This window comes from Ferrimicrobium sp., from assembly GCF_027319265.1.
In the GTDB taxonomy this organism is placed as follows: Bacteria; Actinomycetota; Acidimicrobiia; order Acidimicrobiales; family Acidimicrobiaceae; genus Ferrimicrobium.
In genome coordinates this window covers 12,424-30,151 of the sequence record NZ_DAHVNP010000082.1, presented here as the reverse complement: position 1 = coordinate 30,151, position 17,728 = coordinate 12,424, and the positions used below count along the sequence as shown (strand labels likewise).

Here is a 17,728-nt window from a genome sequence, read left to right as displayed (position 1 = left end):
CGAAACAGGAGCTCCTCACGACTGCGATCGTCCACTGCCACATCATGACTGCCTGGTGTTGAATCCGTCGAGACTGTCATGAAGCTAGTATAGCTGTCTTCACTATCGCCAGCTGACGACCGTCGCCGTCACGCAACGCTGATCATTTGCACGAGCGATCTGAACCAGCCACGCGGTACGAGGGCGGACGTTGTCCTTAGCCAGCAACCACCCCGAGGGATTGGCCGTGGAGGAATACCACAATGTCTGCCACGATCGAACGCGTGCTGCCTCCCCGGCCCTCAAGAATGCTTTCCTACCCAGAGGACTTTGGGATCATGCAAATCACGCCAGGGCCTCTTGTGTGTGGAGTGACCCAACAAGACCCGCGAGGCAAAGCATCGGTCACCTGGACCCAACCGAGAGCTGCGGCCCCATCACTCCACGCAAGGAGGCCCCTGAACGGTAAAACCCCTGTTTGCACCTCGTACTGGCTTGGAGAAAGCACCGAGCCACCACCAACGCGAGACAGGTCCTGACTCATGCCGCCTTCGAATCGCGCGATGATGTAGTGTTGTCCTATCATCAAAGGAGGATTCAGATGGGATTTTTATCACGAGCTTTGGTCCCAAGGAGCGTGCGGCGTGCAGCGCACCCAGTGCGCACCAGCAAGAATGCGCTCACCCCGCGAGCAATCAAGCGTGCCCGCCGAACACTGCATCCGATCGACAACGCTACCTACGCCGTTACTCGCTCCCTCAACACAAAGAAGCGCCGTGTTCCAGCGACGATCTACCACCACGGCAATTGCAGCATCAACCATCGTTCCCGCGAAGCGGCGCAGAGGTGCCACCGGAGTTATTGACCGCCAGTAGCATAGCTTTCGCCACCTTCGGGTGGCTTCGGTCGGACAGAGATGTGCGCACCATTCGCCTCTCCATCATGAACGGCCCTGGCGTGCAAGATCTGTGTCTCCGGCTGGGACTCCTTCCAATAAGCACTGCGCCCTAGGGATGACCATGCCCTCGAGATGACAGAGCAAGCAGCAGGAGTTGTTGGTCTACGCCAATCCCTAATTGAGATCTGTTCACCTTCATGCAAACTCCAGAGGGCAGTGATCTAAGTGGCAGGAACCACTGGCGCGCTTGTATCACAACTTCTGATCTGTTCGTGCACCTCGAAACCCCTTGCCCATCCGAATAGCGCACACCCCCCAATTGGCAAACAGTGTGCTATCGCATCACGCACGGCAAGAGCCTTGGTGAACTGGCTCTGGTAATTCAAGCTTTGCTCCTAACGACTTTGCGCCCCGGGCAAAACCTCTGAACAGCAAGTGGTTCGTTGTCGTCAATGAAGAGGCGTGATCGGGCCATCATTGCCAGAGGCGATAGCGTCGTGCTGTGCCGACCTGATGGACGATTTGGAGCGTCATGCCGGGCCTCACCGGTCAACTACGGTCATGATAAGACCGAAAAATCTGATTCGATAGGAGAGGTGCAATGGAGACACAACAAACTATGAATGGACGAGTGGCACTAGTGACTGGTGGCGGCCGGGGAATTGGCGAGGCGATCGCTCATTCACTCGCGGCCCTCGGAGTTGGAGTAGCGATCTGTGATATCCATGACGGTGCCGAACGGGTTGCCGCTGCGATCGGTGCACAGGGCCATCGGGCGACCCCGTATCATTACGACATCTCTCGCCCTGAACAGACCGCCAAGTTGGTCAGCATGGTCATGAACGACTACGGACGGCTGGACATTCTCGTCAACAACGCGGGTATCGGTGGCGCACACGGTCTGCTGCATGAGATTAGTGTTGAGGATTGGGATACGACCATCGGCGTGAACCTGCGCGGCACCTTCCTTGCGAGCAAGTACGCAATACCGCACCTGTTGGGACAGACGCACTCCTCGATTATCAACATTGCCTCCACCTATGGCATCATTGGCGCACCACTTGCACCCGCCTATTGCGCTACAAAGGGTGCCATCGTCAACCTAACGAGACAGCTTGCCGTCGACTACGGACCGCTTGGCATTCGGGTCAACGCCGTACTGCCGGGCTATATCGACACCGATCTCGGTGGACGACGCGCCAGTTTGCCCAGTGACCAAGCGGACGAGATGTTGCGGAGACGCGAGGCGAGCGCCGCGCTACAGCCGTTAGGGCGACAGGCCACCACCACCGAGGTGGCAAGGGTTGTCGCATTCTTAGCCTCCGATGACGCATCCTTTATGACAGGGTCAATCGTAGCCGTCGACGGCGGGTGCACATCGACCTTCTATCATGGCTGATCACCTCTTCGTCACATCAATTGACCGGCGAGTACAGCCTGTGGCTGACAGGGGTCACCCTTCCCAAGCAACTCCCAACCCAACCTCGGCTCCTCTGTCCCAAAAGATGGATAGGGCCCTCTATTGCTCGTTGAGCCAACAGCCAATTCCGCGATGTGCAACGGTGGTTCAACGGCACCTGGGTGCGCTGCGCAAACAGCAACATCGAACGCCATCACAGCCTGTCATGGCAGGGGATACCTCACGAGTCGGTCCATCCATTCAACGACCAACAAGCCCTTTGGCGTGGTTAACCACTGCGAGGGAAGTCTTTTGAACCCTACCTCTCGGCGTATCGATCTGACCCAACATCGCGAATTTGCTGATGCGATGTCTGACCATCTTCCGTGCTAGCCGGGCAAGAGAATCTCCCACGATCTTTTTCGGCGCTGGCAACCGCCACCCGACACAGGCTTCCTACAGATCGACAGACTAGTACTAGAGGAGTGGGTATTGTCGATCGAGCGAGTCTCTCGCGCTCCAGACGGTTCTGGGCCAGAGCAGACCGGCCCCCAGTGCGGATTGGACAAGGTGGGCCAACAGGATCGATGACCGTGTGCACTCCGAGCGGAGATAGTGGCTTACCGCCGACAACGATCGCGTTCACCGACGCTATGAACCTCTACAGTAAGCTTCTTATCTCTCACGTCTACCCCAAGCAGACTTCCATCGGACCGCACATCCGTCGCGCTCCACCCCAATATGGCAATGCCCTATCGTCCCTGGCCGTGCGTAGACAACGTAGACAATCCGGCTCTTGTGACAAAGGCTGTTTTCCTGCGCAAATGTCCGCTTGCGACCCCCTCCAGCGCAGAAAGCTACCTCTCCCGATACCCATAGGAGTGAGACAAACGCACCTGGCGGCAACGTCAGGCGAACGGCTTTTCAGTCAATCTCGGTTGCCTTTGGCTGACATGGACCTCCACGGAACAACCGTGTTCGACAAGATTGACCCAGCAGGGGCGTTGCTCCTCAACCATCGACCCTCCGTCCCGCCAACCGGGTTCGCGCGTACCGGTGCAATCGCTGATGTCATCTCCACCTTGTCCACCAAAGGATCGGGCCAGAACCATCAGCTACGCTCGGTAACGGGCCATGCGCGATTGCTGCATCGACCCACCCTCCGACCAATACTGCAACCCCACAACACTCACCAGCGGCGCCACTGCTTCACCGCGGTCAAAACACACGTGTTGCCCATCGAGCCATGAAACATACCTCTCCAAAACGTATCCGTCGAATATTTGGGGTTCTCGGCCTCGTTGGCCTTGCCCTCGTCCTCTGGGAGAATCGTAGCTCGCTCAGCAACTTTATACCTTTACTCACAACGCTTCGCTGGTATGTGCTTGTTTCCGTCGTCATCATCCAACTGGGGAGCTACTGGCTGAACGGTCTCTACTATCGCTCTATATTACGGATTTTTGCGTACGACCTGAAGACATCGCGTCTCTTCGAAGGGGCCTTGGCTACCAACTTTGTCAACTATCTCCTGCCTTCCGCCGGTCTCGCGGGTGCCGGTTACCTCTCCCAGGTACTCGCACCCGAAGTGCCAAGAGGCGTCAGCGTACTCGTGCAGCTGATGCGTTATGCCTTCAGTGCTCTTGCGGTGCTCCTCATGATGCCCGTTGGCTTCCTGCTCATCTACGCCGAGAGCAACAGGAGTGGACGATCGCTACTCGACGTCACCGTGATCTCCGCCCTTGGGATCACCGCGCTGGCGGTGGTGCTGGTCGTCCTGGTCCAGCATGAAGTCCTGTTGCGAAGAGCTCTACATGCCACCATGCATTTCTTACAGCGATTCTTCAAATCCCTCAAAGAAGATAAGGTAACCAACTTCGTCGATCAGTTCTACGTCGGTTATCGTGCGATGACCAACAACAAGCGTCGGATGCTACAGCCATTCGGATGGTCAATTCTCTATATTGTCGTTGAAATATTGACCTTTTACATGGCATTCCTCGCCTTTGGGAAAACCGTGAACCCTGGCACCGCAGTCATGGCCTATCTTTTCGCTAATATTGTCAGCATCTTTGGCGGTGTCATCATCAGCACTGGCGTTTTCGAGCTAGGTATGGCAGGCACCTTGATTGCCTTAGGGGTCCCCTTTGCGCTCGCGGTAGCGGTGACCACGGTCTATCGGATTATGAACCTCCTCATCGGCTTACCACCTGGCTATATTTTCTATCGAAAGTTTCTCCCGATTACGAAAGAGATGTCTGCTGCGCCCAGTCAAACCAAGACGGAGCATCCCACTCGTAGACCACCACAGCAATAGCAACACACTATCGTAGAACAGACAACGTGGCAGGTATGGGCTCAAGCTCACATCACTCGGTCCACCCAAACGGACATCGATCTCGGGAATCAATTACCATCAAGGCAATTATTGAGATCAAACAAAGTACAGATAAAGAGTCTCTTGCTCTCCCTATGCTTTGGGAGCATAGATCTACAACACAACGTCGGATCGCTTTATCGCGACAATTACTTTGGTTCAAGTCGCATAGGATGACTGCTCAACAAAGGGAGCGATCAAGGAGATACTATCATGAGAGCAAGCTGGATCAACATCAATACTGCCACGGCTCCACCGCCACGTTCTGGGGCTTCGTTCGCCTATGACCACAACAGTCAGAGCGTCATCCTCTTCGGCGGTCTCGCTGGTGGGCATGGGCTCAATGACACCTGGAGCTTTGACGGAACGAACTGGAGAGAACTCAATCCGAGGAGGCGACCCTCTCCTCGTCACTCGTCTCCCATGGCCTGTTCGCCTCGGGGATCTCACTTGGTGTTGTTGAACGGTATTCGATCACAACCTACAGGTGGTGATGCTCCCCATAAGGGCATCAGCATGAGCAATCTCCACGACACCTGGGTCTTTGATGGGAAGGAATGGGAGGAGGTGCGACCCTCACAGTATCCCAGTTACGCTCAGCAAGCGTTAACGACCGACCCTGGGTCTGATTTGGTGGTGGCCTTTGGCGGATTGAGGGCTGGGCCAAAGACGCTGATCGGAGTAATTTGGCCCAAGGAACCGGGGTTAAAACCCCTCGTCGATGAGACCTGGGTTTTTGATGGCAGCGTGTGGGAAAAGCGGGTTCCACAGTTGCGACCACCTGCTCGCAACTTTGCAACGATGGCACCACATCCCAGGAGTAGCGGGGTCGTGCTCTTTGGTGGACAAGGTGATCAGCAGCTAGGCGTAGATGATCGCCGCCTCAACGACACCTGGGTCTTTGATGGGAAGGAATGGGAGGAGGTGCGGACTCCGACAGCCCCTTCACCACGGACGCAGCCGACCTTGGCCTATGATTCAATCGTTGGGCACTGCGTACTCTTCGGTGGAACTGGCCGTCACGACAATGGCAGTTTGGTGAGTTTGAACGACACCTGGGTCTTTGATGGAAAAGCTTGGGTGAGGGTACAGACTGCGTCCGCCCCCTCGCCAAGATGTGCAGCAGCGATGACCTTTGACGAGATGAATGGCCAGGTTGTACTTTTTGGTGGCAGCGAACACCGCTGGTCATCGACTCCCCTCAATGATACCTGGATCCTTGAGATCGAGGAGTAATCCAACCCAACGCCGCAACCTCACCGACTGCCTTAGCCATGACTCCTCTCCAAGTACCCAGGGCAACCTACCCACTACTAGCTCTAGATCGAATCAAAGATCGCCATGGGTAGGAAACGCGACTGTCGCACTACCAGGTATCCGCTTCTCACGCGCTGTCCGGAATCATCAAGGTTCGTCATACTGCCGCCGCACCAACTGCGACATGGATCTCGCTGGTGTAAGCCACAAGTCGTGGTGCTTACCGAGCCTCTAGCTGAAGACCTAACCTCGATTTAGCGGGCACCCGATAGCTGGCCGATCTTTAGACACACTGTCTAGCCACCAGCTGATAGCGACCTTCCGACATGCCAGTTCATCGAGAGGTACCCCTCCGAACCGGATCCGAAAGACCGTACTACCCAATGCTCTTCACTCGTCGCCAAACATTAGCAGTGATCTACCACATGACGAGAACGGATCACCCAATACGGCCGCTTGCATCCATCGCCCCTCCCAACGTCGATTACCCATTTAGGGTACCTGGTTGGCACCCACAATTGACAGCAGCAACGACTACCTCGGTATCGCCACGAGCGGTGCTACAAGTAGCCCGGTTCACTCATCGCCGAGGGTGATCGGGTGTGGACCGAAGCCGAGACCCCGCAAAACCGAGCGACACTAGTGCAGCAAGGATGAGCACTGCCACCGCTACATCGCTTGCCGCTGTGCCCATTTGTGCCAGTGAAACAACTAGCAAACCGCACGCCACTGCAATGAACGCAAACACCACCGAATGCGGCATAGATAATTCCGATCGCCTCTTCATCTCGACAACAGCTCCCCCTTCTGCCTATGGCGTAGCCGCTTCCTGTCAGTTGTTCGAAGATTTCACCACCAACAGGAAGGAACGGAAACAATACTACCACCCTCCGACAAAACATCATAACCTCCAACGCGAACGACCATCGCAGTACAGAGACAGGGCATCACTGGACCAACACCGACCAGAACTTCAAAATAAGTCGCCCCTCTCTACAGCGAAGCAAACTCTTCCACGCTAGGGGCACGGTCGTCGCCTCCCGAGGAGCGTTCACTTTCACCCCCAAATCACTCGTTCCTAACTCGGAAAGGCCGCCAATGCTAACTCCTGAAACTGGTTTGGGCCATCTCTTGAAACCCAGCCCTTCTCGCTCCTGAGACTCTTTAGGGATCGGTGCTTCTCCGCGGTCATTTTTCCTCCCCTTGGTTCACTTCAAGCTTTCGCATCGATGCACCAGTGAGCTCAATCACTCGAGGACCATGACCGATCCGGTCCATGATGGCATCGACTCAAGGCCGCGTCCTCCATGAACACCTAGAGCTTGGCCATCGGGAATTGCAAGAAAGATCGTCGAGCACGGGCCTGCTCTGGCATCGATGATCTCTACGCGTTCCCGAGAGGAAGACTGTCCATGCTTTTGCACGACCGCGATTCCTGTAGTAAATCCGTTTGGTATCGCTCTATGTACTGCCATGACAATTCTTGTGCTCAACTGCCTAGGCGTAGGTGGACGCCACGAAGTCCCGCTGCTCGCTACGCCGCTGAGAAACCTCCAAGGTTGGCAACAAGGAAATTGGGCGTGAGGTAGGCAATCTGGTCGGCCTGCTCTTCGAGGGCAAAATGACGACTGTCAAGCAGATAGTACGCATCGGCGCAGCCACCTCCTTGGTAGCCGGCTTCCTATTCCTTGCGATCAACCACCCCACACCTCGCTGCATCGTATCTTTGGACCAGTGCACGACTTACTACCGGACCCACTTCGATAATCTGTTCATCGTCGGTCACGAGTCAGAGACCCCGGTCCTCAGCCAGCGCCACGTAGGCCGCGTCGTAAGCGGTCAATCCCAAGGACACCCAGCGAGCCACCGATTGTACCGTTGGCTCGGCCACCTCGAAGGCAAGGTCACCGAGAGCCTCGGCGAGCTGGAACACCGCCTCATTGCCAGCGTCTTCCGGCGACGTTCAGCACCCCCAAGAAAAATAGCGAAGCAACAACCACCGAAAATTGGCCCGCATGAAAGTCGTTATGCTGTTCACGAGCCTTCCAATCCGGGCTGCTCGTAGGCGAACCACCTGATCACAACTGAAGTATCAAGGACGAGATCTCTCAATGCGTGTCGCGGTCACTTCGAATCGTCGCGATGGTGCTCTCCCTACAAGACTGAGTGTTGAACAGCTCCTGAAGCTCAGCGATTGCACGTTAGACATGCCGGTTGACCTCAGGACCGAACACATCACCCAGATCACGTTCGGCCAAGCGAGACAGATGGGCGCTTCTAGTTAGACCAGCAGACCTTGCGGCATTGTCGATTCTCGCGAGTAACTCTTCGTCAACAGATACAAGACTTTTGCTTATAAAAGACATACATCGGGATATCCATTGTGTCGCCGCACGCCTGATCTTGGCCTAGGCAAGCTCAGGCTTTCACAGCTCGATTCCAGCGCGACAGCGTCACTGGCGCCGCGCTTTCGCACGCCCACGCGCTAAAACCGCTCGTCACCATAGTTTCGATCAGATCACTAGACGTCCTCATGCTGCCACCAGATGCATGTTCGACCGCAAACCATAATCCCTCAGACAGGGTTGCTTGCGTCAGGAAACACTCTACGTGCGGGCTACGGCTAATCCCATGCTCTTGGCTGCCTCGTACAGTGGCCCATCACCAGCCACGAACACAACGTCTTGTCCTATGAACGTCTCCCCAGCAGCTAAGTGGACAGCATCGTAACCCCGTAAGGAATGGATCTCGGACAAGGTTCCGGCACGCCGGACTAAATCGTCGGAGACTTCCACGATGTCAATCTGCTGATAGAGCACTTCAAGATCAATCACCGCCGTGCGTAAGGCCCTCGTGCTCAACCGTCCAAGCCGGGTAGCCATGGCCAGCGCTGCACGGCATTCGGCGTAAAGAAGCCGAACCCCGGCGACATGATCAGCTTGGTCCCATAAGAGACTGGCCCGTTCAGAGCCTGATTCTTCAACGAAGAGTGGCACAAGGGAAGAAGTATCGAAATAGGCAATCAATTGCGCTGATCCGTGATAAGTGGGCTCACCGCATGCCTCGGACGTACCCGTTTGGTAGGGGCATTCTGCTTTACGGCCGTGGCCGGTGTCACGATCCCTTCTCTGATCAGGTAATCCAGTGTCCTCTCTCTTCCGATTGGGGTAATCTTGGCTATTGCCCGACCGCGATCGGTGACAATGAGCTCATCACCGCTGCCAACCTTCGCAAGATAGCGGCTGAGATTGTTCTTCAGTTCCCGAACGCCAACTTCCATGTTCTACCTCCCAGTAGCTACTTACAAAGGCTTATTGTAGCTACCAACAGAGAGTCTCCAGGCTTATAATAGGTTCTTGCTCCAAGCGGAGTGCTCTCTAGGCCCCGGTATCAGCGTGCGCGCGGCTTGAAGAATCAATCGCTGAGGGCCAGAAGGCTAAGACGATAGCACGGCTGCCTGCGATGAAACGGTAGCAATAATGCTAGCCACGAGGTCACGATCCCACCCAAAGTGCTAGCTGCGCTCATTTCGGAAATCTATGCCGACCCTCGACTATTCACTATTCATCCATGGTCATCTGTGAGCATCATTGCGCCCCCACAGGGTATGTTCATCATACGTTGTCATGAATGAGTAGGCTCAGGCAAAATCTCGTGACACACAGTGTGCCAGGGGCCGAGCTTCCCGGCGATCCCCATGAGTCCTAAGAATCAGGGAGGCTGCACCTCGATATCTCATCATTGGCCACCTAGGTTCTCACTTCCTCGTCATGGGGCTCTGGACCATTCAGAGCTTCTAGAGCACTGAGTGATGGTGAACCTGGTTTCGGAGGTGCTGCGGTCAAGATTCGCACGCCGAAGATCGCCCCCGGTATGCCTTCTCCTGACTCATCGTCCCCCGCCTTTGGGTGGCTGTGGTAAATCTCACTTCGAGGTATCTGAGGTGGCAAGGAGTATGTACTCCATCAGTACACTGTAGGCATGAGCGCAGTGGAGGACAGGCACAAAGGCAGGATCAATCTCAGAGTCGATTCCGATCAAGAGGCTCGCCTGCGGGCCGCTGCTGAGGCGAACGGGGAGAGTCTGACTGGCTTTCTTCTCGCTGCTGGAGCAGAGCGTGCGGACGTGGTGCTTGAGAGAAAACGGCGTATTGCTATCGACGCAGATGCCTTCGAGAAGTTTCTTGGCGCTCTTGATGCCGAGCCCGAGCCGATGCGCACCCTCGTACGGTATGCCTCAGAACCAGGTCCGATCCCCTCGCAGTGACGGCTGACTCCCTGCAGCCAATTGAGCTACTCTCGACCTCCCACAACGTGGATGGTTTTGACTCTGGAATGCCCGACCTCGACCGCTGGCTTCGCAGGTCGGCCGAGGTGGCATTCGCCGCAGGTACGGCAGCAACCTACGTGTTGTGTAGGGGTAATGTCGTCGTTGGCTATTACGCCTTGGCGATGAGTTCGGTGCTTCACTCTACAGCCCCTTCTCGCCTTCACCGAGGAATGCCCGACCCAGTACCCGTTGTTCTCTTGGCTCGTCTCGCGATTGATCGGGGCGAGCAGGGTCACCACCTTGGGGGGTATCTACTCGTCGATGCCCTCCGGCGCTGCGTGAGGGGTGGAAAAGAGTTCGGCGCAAGGGCCGTGGTGGTCGATGCCATCAACGAGAAAGCCATAGATTTCTACCGACACTTTGACTTCCACCCCTTAGATGACCGTCGGCTATGGCGGCGGCTCAGTGATATCGCAGTCAGCCTCGGTGAGTGATGCCGAAGCCAGGGAACATCCTGAGAAGTGGCTAATCTGCCTGGAAGATTGGTCGCCGGATGCACTCATTATCGGCTGAGACGTGGTTACATACGTTCGGAGCTCGACTGAACCTCATCAACGGGTTGACGCAGTGCGATCACCGTATCACTGGCAACCGTGGATGGCACCACACACTTGTCGGATTCTCCCGGTCACTGCATCGGGGCCTACTTTGAAACGAAGACACCGACCTTCAGGTTTGATCCAGGTAATGGAGCCTCTGGTCATGGCCCATCGCGACAAAAGTGCAAATCGTCCCTTGAGATCCTGAGGTAAACTCACTTCTGAGCTCGATGTTTGTGGCGCGCTCGGAGAGATTCGAACTCCCAACCGCCTGATCCGAAGTTATGTGCATGCTTTTTCACCTGTCGCCAATCTGTCTCTGTTGCATTCATTATGGCAGCTCAGATCTGGTAAATTTAGAAAGCCAGGCCCGAGCGCGATCCGGCATGCCCAAAAATGATTGGGAAAGTTGGGTTGCAGTTGGGTTGAGAACAGAGCTGAAGACAAGTGCAGACTATTCATTAGATCTCGATCCAATGCAGCGCTCAGGGTTACGCTAGCCCATTCCCAAAGCTGTCGTCCTCTGAGGCCACGCATATTTACCCGGCGCTCTTTGAGGTGATCTATAATCACCACATCTGTTGGTTCTCTGATGGAGGGCACAGTCATTGCCAAATTGGCACAACGTTTTGTCTGTCAAGTTGAAGCAATACGCCAGTGAAAGGCGGGCCATCGTCAGCGAAACCTAATTTTGTCCGTGCCACCTTAGTTAGAGGACCTCAAGAGCTTAAAGTGTCCCATCAGGGACCCAGATGATACCGGAAGGACCTCCATATTGCACGGTCTTTGACCTTAAAAACACTCAGCACACAATCTTTCTGTCAAGGTCGGAGTTCCCCCTGAAGCCCTCTTCTGATGCAGTCTACTGGACCTGTGAAGAGAGTGCCCAGCTGTAGCAGGCACGTAAAAAAGCTGGTCACCTGGGGTAATGCACTTTTGGACAGGGCGCCTCGGTCTAGGCTCGTTACGAACTCGATGCCTCTGACGCCGAGATTGTTGGTACAGGCGCAGGCAGTGACGGCGGAGAACCACAGTTTCCGACCTGGTAGGCGGTATCGACGTACCCGTAGGCAATCGAGACATAAGCATTTGCTTTAGCTATGTAGCCGTTTGTCGTAGACACTGCGCTGTTGATACCGGTGTTGGCTGCGGAAATAGCAGATTGAACTTGGCTGCTCGTCGGCGTGCCACTTGGTACATAGTCTGGTAGTGCCGATTCTGCCGATTGAAGGAAACTGAAATCGCTCTGTAACTGCTGGATCTCAGACTGTACAGATGCGATGCCAGGAAGGACGTCTTGCGTGGCATCGTATCCGACATCTTGTGTCGCATCGTAAGCCACGTCCTCATTAGCCTCGTATCCAACGTCTTCTTCTGCCTCGTAGCAGACCCCATTGCCGCTTCCGGTGCCGTATTGATTGACCATTGATTGGGTTGTCGCTAAATAAGCTTTCGTCTGAGAGAGCGCGGTGTTTTCAGAACCGAGTCCCTGTTGAGTATCAGCCACGTCAGTAGATAACTGCGATTCGTCGCCCTGTAAACCCGACAGATCACTGTTTACCGTACTCGCGCCGTTCTGAATAGCCTTCTTCTCTTTGCTGTTCTGAGCAGCGGCTGCTTGCTCCTGTTGCTGTGCCTCTGCGGCGGCTGCTTGCTCCTGTTGCTGTGCCTCTGCAGCGGCCTGGGCGCTCCGCTCGTTGGTATTGGCCTCATTGTTGATCGATGCTACTTCACTATTGTAGGTCGACATAGTTCCAGGGATTAGTCTAAGGTTGCTTATCTGCCCATCGGACTGTGGAAATGCAATGGATAGTTGCGTCGAGGTGACTGTGCCTGCGATATTAGTACCTCCGAAGCTAAGGTTGACAGACTTGCCAGAAACCGTGCCGCTAAAGGAGACAGAGTTGTGATGGGCAAAATCGCCTGAAGACGACAGGTAAGTGAGAGTAAGTGATCCAACCGCATTGCTGCCGGTGATCGTCCAGGTGAGAATGGCGGCTCCGTTAGATGCGTTCTTGGTAACCCAGGAACTCGCCAACATTGTATTGCTCCCAGCGTTCGTAACATTGTTTGACGATCCGCACGACGCAAGAAGTAGTGCGCATGCACCGAGCGCTAAAACCACCTTTGATCTATATTGCATATCACTACCTCTTATACGGAACCGCAAGAACGTCTGCGCTAGAGTGCTAACAGCGAATCGTCGAGTTTTTTGCTCACCGAGATCTCCCAACCACCCTTACACAAACACCTCTTCGGATCCTGGTTCGAACCCAGGATAGCCGATAGCGCCAAGAGTTTAGTATCAGGAGGATTGATCATTACCGATCGACCACCTGTTGCCACTGGAGAGCCCCCTTCTCCCCGATCCACTTCGTTAACGAAGCGAGCAGTGAGGGGTTGTCGCGATGATGCCGCCAAGAACGAATCGATCGCTGGCTTGGCGATGGTCGTGCCTGCAGCAACGAACTTACATTGGGTCACACACACCCCACCATCGCGTTCGATTCCCACCAGATCGATCCCGGTGTCTCGCTCTCCAGCCAGGCGCTCGGGCCAGTCCATCCAGGTGAACATCTTCTCGAACCGATCGGCAAAGAGTGAGTCCGTCATAAGATAGGCGCGCATCATGTGCTCATAGGCCGTTCCTTGTTGCGAAGTACTGGTGGCAAGGCGCTCAAGCTTGGCAAGTAGATCGGCTAGGTCATGGAACTACTGTAATCGATACTCAGGAGATGTTTTGGAAGAACATTAAATCTCGCCCACCCCTAGGGCCCCTTGATTGCGTCACTGTAATCGCTGGGCCCGGAGGGAAGTTGAAGAATAAAAGGAACCAGCGTGAGATCATACCAATTGGCACCGTTTAAGCTTTCGTTCTTTCGTCGTTGTACGGCCAATGGGATGACCGGAAAAGTTTTCCCTCCGCCATAGAACACGGATAGGGTTTTGACGCCTTGGGAAACCGACAATTCTTGCAAAGCCTTCATTAATTTGGTGAGTTGGCGAGCATCCGTTCCGTTGCCGCTCCCAACTTTGATCATCAAGACTTCATCCTCAACAGTGATTTCGTCGCATTTAAGGGAAGGTTTCACCACTTCGATTGGTAAGCCTATACATTCTACATTACCGGTGATAGAGTAGTTGACTGCATCGTCTGGCCCAACCCATTCTCGTTCCAGGAATTCGGAGGTGATGGATGGTAGATCCTTGGCAAACTGCAGTAGATTGCTGGTGCCCTCTTTAGCAAGCTGGTGAAAGTAGCTCTGGGTAAAGCGCTTGACCGGGCTGCCTCCTGCAGTGGTCATAATCTCGCTGTTCGTTGGTGGTTCATCCCCAGTAGCGATCCTGCGATCGTGGCGATTCTGGATTAGGTTGACCAGTCGCTCTTTGACGGGATCAGCGCAACAATCAACAATGTGGATCTCGACCCCAGACTGGCGCAAGCCTTCAAGCAATAGTCCCATCGCGGCCTGATCTTCGGTGGGCATCGAGTAACCCAGGATGAACACGCGATCGGCCTGTTGTAATTTTTCGAGCGCGTCGGACCAGAGTTGACGAATCACTGGGTTGGAGAGGTAGCGCGACTTCGTGGAAGACGGAGGGGCAATAAAGACCTCTCGCCCAGGAAGGTCTCTTCTGATCCTCGGGAGTTGATTCCCTGGTGGTGCTCCAAAGCTACCGACATCCGGCCAACGCTGCAAGGTGGTTCCAGTCGCATCGTTAGGGACCCAATACCAAGAGATTGAGCCATGGAGTTTGATCAGGCGAAAAGTGTTCTCCCACGGTTCTGGTTGGTCCAAATAGTCCCCTGCCATTGATCTGACCCCACCATGAACCGTCGTCGAAATTCTTGAATCGTCCGATTGCCTAGATGGTGGTAGGTGAGGAATGCGACGCAGGACATCACCGACACTGATGGGGTAACGGTCGAACATCGGCAAATACTGTGTGTTGACTCCACACTCCACCAGGTTGTCGTAATTGAAGCTGATCACCGTAGCTTGACGAATGTGCCAAGCAAAGAGGAGTTTGGCGAACCACTCTGGGAGTTGATCCTTGAGTACGCCTTGCTCGCGACGGGTCAGTACTTCTGCGATTGCACGACTAACCTTCATGAAGGCAGCTGACCGCTCAAGGTTCACATCGGCGCTTAAGTACGGCTGGGGTTCAGCCAAACGGGAAAGCCACTGCTCGAATCCCTCGTTCCCTCTTGGCCCCTCGAAGTACTCGTTCTGCAACTCGTTGAGAATCGGTTCAAGAAGCTCACTGGCGACAGGCATCACGTCATTGATCGCCTTAGAGAATCCAGCACCCAGGATGAACACGTCGTTTCGGACCAATGACGGCAGCCTGTTCTCAATTTCGCTTGCCATCTGCACCTCCCGATCAAGAGCCTAGGGAGTTGGTCAGACGTTGGTTCTATCATCATTCGCTATTTGAGTGTCAAGTAGTCGTGAACATTGGTGGCAGGGTCATTCACCCCGCCACCCGATCATCCACCCGGCTGTTCATCATTTGACAAACTCCATCAACGATGACTTTGGCACCACGCTGCATGCACCCTGCTGTTGAGTGGATGGCACGGATTGCCTCCTCAGATCCACCAGCCCAGGAGCTGACATAACCAAAGGAGTACTCACCAGTGTCAACGCCGAGGGCTCCACAGACGACAAAGGCGACCGACTCAGCTTCAAGTTCTGCGAGGGGTCGATTGCTCTCCCCCTCGTGCAAGATCGCATGGGCGAGTTCATGGGCCTTCCAAGGGTCTTGACCTGATGTAGTGGAGAGTTCGCCGGTGAGATGAGAATCTCTCGCGTGTCATGACGGCACAGACCGTTGATCTCTGCCGGGAGCTCTTGCCGACTGACCAGAAAGCCTTGGGCACTCGCGACTGCTTCGAGTCGTTCAGAGAGCTGAGCGGAATCTGTACCGATTAGCTTGTGGGCCGCCACTGGGAGATCATCACCTTCGGTCTGAGAAAGGTCAAAGACTGGTACCCAGCGAAACCCTCGGATCTCGGGATCTGCGTCTTCATTCTTATCTCGGTAGATCAACAGGGCCACGATATAGATCGCTTTCTCGCCGCGCTTGACACCGCGGCCGAGTTGGCCCCAGTTGTTAAACCCTGCGACTCGGGTAGCGTCGGGGCGTTGTAAGGCGATGAGCATGACGTTCTTCGGACTATAGGTATGAAAGCGAGCTTGAGATGAAAGATAGTTCTGCCAGGCCCATGATGTTCCAAGCTCTGCGACACCGTGGGCGAGTTGGGCAAGTAGGGATCAGTGATCGGTAGCCATCTTGTTTCTCTTTCGTTTGGTTCAGGTGATGCACCCGATGCAACCGGAGAGACGAGCTGGCGTAATAGCCCGGAGTGCAACGAGTACATTTCAGGGCTTGGAGCCAGCACGGATCGACGGTAGGGTGCAAAGCACCTGGGCCAAGCGAAGGAGTCAAGGAGCTAGCAATCGGATGCGTTCTTTAAGGCCGTCCAGATGCGAGAAGCGAGAGCATCGATTCACGGACGATCGACTCTCGATGCTCCCCGGACGCAAGGCCCTCCAGGGTCGAGGAAATGCGGTCGCCTAGCACGGCTACACGTGGAGATAAACCGAGGGCCGGGGCCCCAAAGCGCGAGCGTCAAGCTCGCGCGAAGGGGACCTGGGCCCTTGATAGTTGTATAGAGAATTTCAACACGCTCATCAACGGCGACCTCGCCTAGATCGGTCTTCTCACCGCAGAATCTCCCCGATCCTCTCGGCAGCACGCTGGTCCTCTTCGCCGACTGCATCGGTGTAATGGCGAGCCATATGGGTGGTAGACCACCCCATCCGAGCCTGTTTCTGGCGCTCACTCACGACGGAATCTAAGACCGTGGCGGCAAAGTGACGGAATGAGTGCAGATGGATGTCCGGAGCGATTCCGTGACGAGCTCTAAAGCTTGCGAAGTTCTTCGTGAACACATCGGGATACGGTGGGGTCGTACCTCCTGGAACAAACGAGAACAAGAACGCATCCTCGCCTAGTTCACATTCTGCTCGTGTGGCAAGGTCGAGCTGTTCGTCTCTCAGTTGTGCCAAGAGTCCAAGGGTCTTGGCATCGACCGAGAGTTTTCTCACCGATACTTTGGTCTTTGGAGCCTTCACCGAGATCCCACCGGCCCCAATGACGACTCCCTCATCGACTCGGAGCTCCCCAGTCACAAAGTTGATGTCATTGAGTCTGAGTGCCCCAATCTCACCCCGTCGCATCCCGGTCGCAATCGCTAGGCGGACAAAGACATAGAGCCGAAGGTCATCCCCTTTGGCAAGGGTTGCAAGAATTGCTCGCACCTCTTCGACACTCGGGGCACGAACTGGTTCACGACGATGGCCCTTGGGACGTTCAGCTCCAGAGACGGGGTTGGGGATCATGCCATTGGACCACTTGCCAGCGAGCTTGCAGGCTCGATGCAGGATGGCCCTGACCTGTCTGATCCCAGACTCACCGAGCCCATGATCTGAGAGTTCACGAAAGTACTGCTCGACTTCGTAGATCCCCGTTTGGGCAATGGGTCTTTCGCCGATGCGATCGCGGATATGGCTATCCCAGAGTTGTTGATAGCTCAGTTGTGTTTTGGGTGAGAGATCTTCCCAACCGTTTGCCTTCCAGGCTGCGATCGCATCGTTAAAGGTTGTTCGCTTTCCCCACTTCGATCCCTCAGAGACGGGTTCTGGAATCTCATCTAAGAGGAGCAACTGGCGAGCGAGTTCACGTTCGGCATCTCGCTTTGGGCCAACGAAGGTGAAGTAGCGGTGCCTGATCTTACCTGAGGGATCCCTGCCAACAAAGATCCTTAGCTCCCACACGTTGGGTGGTCTTCTCAAACGAATCGACCCTGCCATGGACACCTCCCGTGACAAATGTTGGGTTTTGTGTTGGGTTGAGAGGGATCTTAGCTTGGGTTCAGAGAAGTT

At 55.0% G+C, this 17,728-nt stretch carries 14 protein-coding genes and 1 pseudogene; 5 read left to right on the top strand and 10 right to left on the bottom strand.

Translation table 11 applies throughout. The annotated features are described in order from the left end of the window. The first annotated feature begins 1,478 nt into the window (after positions 1 to 1,478). The 3 genes from M7439_RS12790 to M7439_RS12780 all read left to right on the top strand — a co-directional run bounded on the left by M7439_RS12790 (position 1,479) and on the right by M7439_RS12780 (position 5,886). Positions 1,479 to 2,276 (top strand): SDR family NAD(P)-dependent oxidoreductase, encoded by a 798-nt coding sequence (locus M7439_RS12790; RefSeq protein WP_298344061.1) that lies wholly within the window; start codon positions 1,479 to 1,481, stop codon positions 2,274 to 2,276. Positions 2,277 to 3,522: 1,246 nt separating this feature from the next. Next, positions 3,523 to 4,590, top strand: a complete 1,068-nt coding sequence (locus tag M7439_RS12785) for a lysylphosphatidylglycerol synthase transmembrane domain-containing protein (RefSeq protein ID WP_298344067.1) — start codon at positions 3,523 to 3,525, stop codon at positions 4,588 to 4,590. A gap of 273 nt (positions 4,591 to 4,863) precedes the next feature. Beyond that, positions 4,864 to 5,886 carry a kelch repeat-containing protein gene (locus M7439_RS12780; RefSeq protein WP_298344070.1) on the top strand — a complete coding sequence of 341 codons (1,023 nt, stop codon included), beginning with the start codon at positions 4,864 to 4,866 and terminating at the stop codon, positions 5,884 to 5,886. A gap of 1,268 nt (positions 5,887 to 7,154) precedes the next feature. Here the strand turns inward: M7439_RS12780 and M7439_RS12775 are convergent. The 5 genes from M7439_RS12775 to M7439_RS12760 all read right to left on the bottom strand — a co-directional run bounded on the left by M7439_RS12775 (position 7,155) and on the right by M7439_RS12760 (position 9,187). Next, positions 7,155 to 7,382 carry a hypothetical protein gene (locus M7439_RS12775; RefSeq protein ID WP_298344072.1) on the bottom strand — a complete coding sequence of 76 codons (228 nt, stop codon included), beginning with the start codon at positions 7,380 to 7,382 and terminating at the stop codon, positions 7,155 to 7,157. Positions 7,383 to 7,696: 314 nt separating this feature from the next. Further along, a complete protein-coding gene (locus tag M7439_RS12770) occupies positions 7,697 to 7,840 on the bottom strand; it encodes a hypothetical protein (RefSeq protein ID WP_298344075.1) in 144 nt (47 codons plus the stop codon). Between the two features lie 268 nt (positions 7,841 to 8,108). After that, positions 8,109 to 8,273, bottom strand: a complete 165-nt coding sequence (locus M7439_RS13190) for a ribbon-helix-helix protein, CopG family (RefSeq protein ID WP_366525201.1) — start codon at positions 8,271 to 8,273, stop codon at positions 8,109 to 8,111. 240 nt (positions 8,274 to 8,513) lie between these two features. After that, on the bottom strand, positions 8,514 to 8,933 hold the full coding sequence (locus M7439_RS12765; protein WP_298344077.1) for a type II toxin-antitoxin system VapC family toxin: 420 nt from the start codon (positions 8,931 to 8,933) through the stop codon (positions 8,514 to 8,516). Further along, on the bottom strand, positions 8,930 to 9,187 hold the full coding sequence (locus M7439_RS12760) for a type II toxin-antitoxin system Phd/YefM family antitoxin (protein ID WP_298344080.1): 258 nt from the start codon (positions 9,185 to 9,187) through the stop codon (positions 8,930 to 8,932). The genes M7439_RS12765 and M7439_RS12760 overlap by 4 nt, the downstream gene beginning before the upstream one ends. Positions 9,188 to 9,888: 701 nt before the next feature. On the opposite strand from M7439_RS12760, the gene M7439_RS12755 reads away from it, so the two are divergent. Both M7439_RS12755 and M7439_RS12750 read left to right on the top strand, forming a co-directional pair. Next, positions 9,889 to 10,173 (top strand): DUF1778 domain-containing protein, encoded by a 285-nt coding sequence (locus M7439_RS12755; protein WP_298344083.1) that lies wholly within the window; start codon positions 9,889 to 9,891, stop codon positions 10,171 to 10,173. Further along, positions 10,170 to 10,670 (top strand): GNAT family N-acetyltransferase, encoded by a 501-nt coding sequence (locus M7439_RS12750; RefSeq protein ID WP_298344086.1) that lies wholly within the window; start codon positions 10,170 to 10,172, stop codon positions 10,668 to 10,670. Before M7439_RS12755 ends, M7439_RS12750 begins: the two co-directional genes overlap by 4 nt. Before the next feature lie 1,069 nt (positions 10,671 to 11,739). Here M7439_RS12750 and M7439_RS12745 read toward each other — a convergent pair. The 5 genes and pseudogenes from M7439_RS12745 to M7439_RS12725 form a co-directional block, all read right to left on the bottom strand. Next, positions 11,740 to 12,816, bottom strand: coding sequence for a hypothetical protein (locus M7439_RS12745; protein ID WP_298344089.1), 1,077 nt, complete (start codon positions 12,814 to 12,816; stop codon positions 11,740 to 11,742). Between the two features lie 140 nt (positions 12,817 to 12,956). Beyond that, a complete protein-coding gene (locus tag M7439_RS12740) occupies positions 12,957 to 13,406 on the bottom strand; it encodes a hypothetical protein (RefSeq protein ID WP_298384132.1) in 450 nt (149 codons plus the stop codon). A gap of 137 nt (positions 13,407 to 13,543) precedes the next feature. Beyond that, on the bottom strand, positions 13,544 to 15,148 hold the full coding sequence (locus M7439_RS12735) for a hypothetical protein (RefSeq protein ID WP_298344094.1): 1,605 nt from the start codon (positions 15,146 to 15,148) through the stop codon (positions 13,544 to 13,546). A gap of 138 nt (positions 15,149 to 15,286) precedes the next feature. Continuing rightward, positions 15,287 to 16,036 (bottom strand): annotated as a pseudogene (locus tag M7439_RS12730) (ArdC family protein); the annotation flags it as partial. A gap of 468 nt (positions 16,037 to 16,504) precedes the next feature. Beyond that, positions 16,505 to 17,656: a site-specific integrase gene (locus M7439_RS12725; protein WP_298344097.1), complete on the bottom strand. Its 1,152-nt coding sequence runs from the start codon at positions 17,654 to 17,656 to the stop codon at positions 16,505 to 16,507. Between the last annotated feature and the right edge of the window lie 72 nt (positions 17,657 to 17,728).

Excerpts from the sequence above, each read along its gene's own strand:
- M7439_RS12790 (WP_298344061.1), top strand. The coding sequence starts at position 1,479 with ATGGAGACACAACAAACTATGAATGGACGAGTGGCACTAGTGACTGGT.
- M7439_RS12785 (WP_298344067.1), top strand. The coding sequence starts at position 3,523 with ATGAAACATACCTCTCCAAAACGTATCCGTCGAATATTTGGGGTTCTC.
- M7439_RS12780 (WP_298344070.1), top strand. The coding sequence starts at position 4,864 with ATGAGAGCAAGCTGGATCAACATCAATACTGCCACGGCTCCACCGCCA.
- M7439_RS12775 (WP_298344072.1), bottom strand. The coding sequence starts at position 7,382 with ATGGCAGTACATAGAGCGATACCAAACGGATTTACTACAGGAATCGCG.
- M7439_RS13190 (WP_366525201.1), bottom strand. The coding sequence starts at position 8,273 with ATGTCTTTTATAAGCAAAAGTCTTGTATCTGTTGACGAAGAGTTACTC.
- M7439_RS12760 (WP_298344080.1), bottom strand. The coding sequence starts at position 9,187 with ATGGAAGTTGGCGTTCGGGAACTGAAGAACAATCTCAGCCGCTATCTT.
- M7439_RS12755 (WP_298344083.1), top strand. The coding sequence starts at position 9,889 with ATGAGCGCAGTGGAGGACAGGCACAAAGGCAGGATCAATCTCAGAGTC.
- M7439_RS12745 (WP_298344089.1), bottom strand. The coding sequence starts at position 12,816 with ATGTTGGCGAGTTCCTGGGTTACCAAGAACGCATCTAACGGAGCCGCC.
- M7439_RS12740 (WP_298384132.1), bottom strand. The coding sequence starts at position 13,406 with ATGATGCGCGCCTATCTTATGACGGACTCACTCTTTGCCGATCGGTTC.
- M7439_RS12735 (WP_298344094.1), bottom strand. The coding sequence starts at position 15,148 with ATGGCAAGCGAAATTGAGAACAGGCTGCCGTCATTGGTCCGAAACGAC.
- M7439_RS12725 (WP_298344097.1), bottom strand. The coding sequence starts at position 17,656 with ATGGCAGGGTCGATTCGTTTGAGAAGACCACCCAACGTGTGGGAGCTA.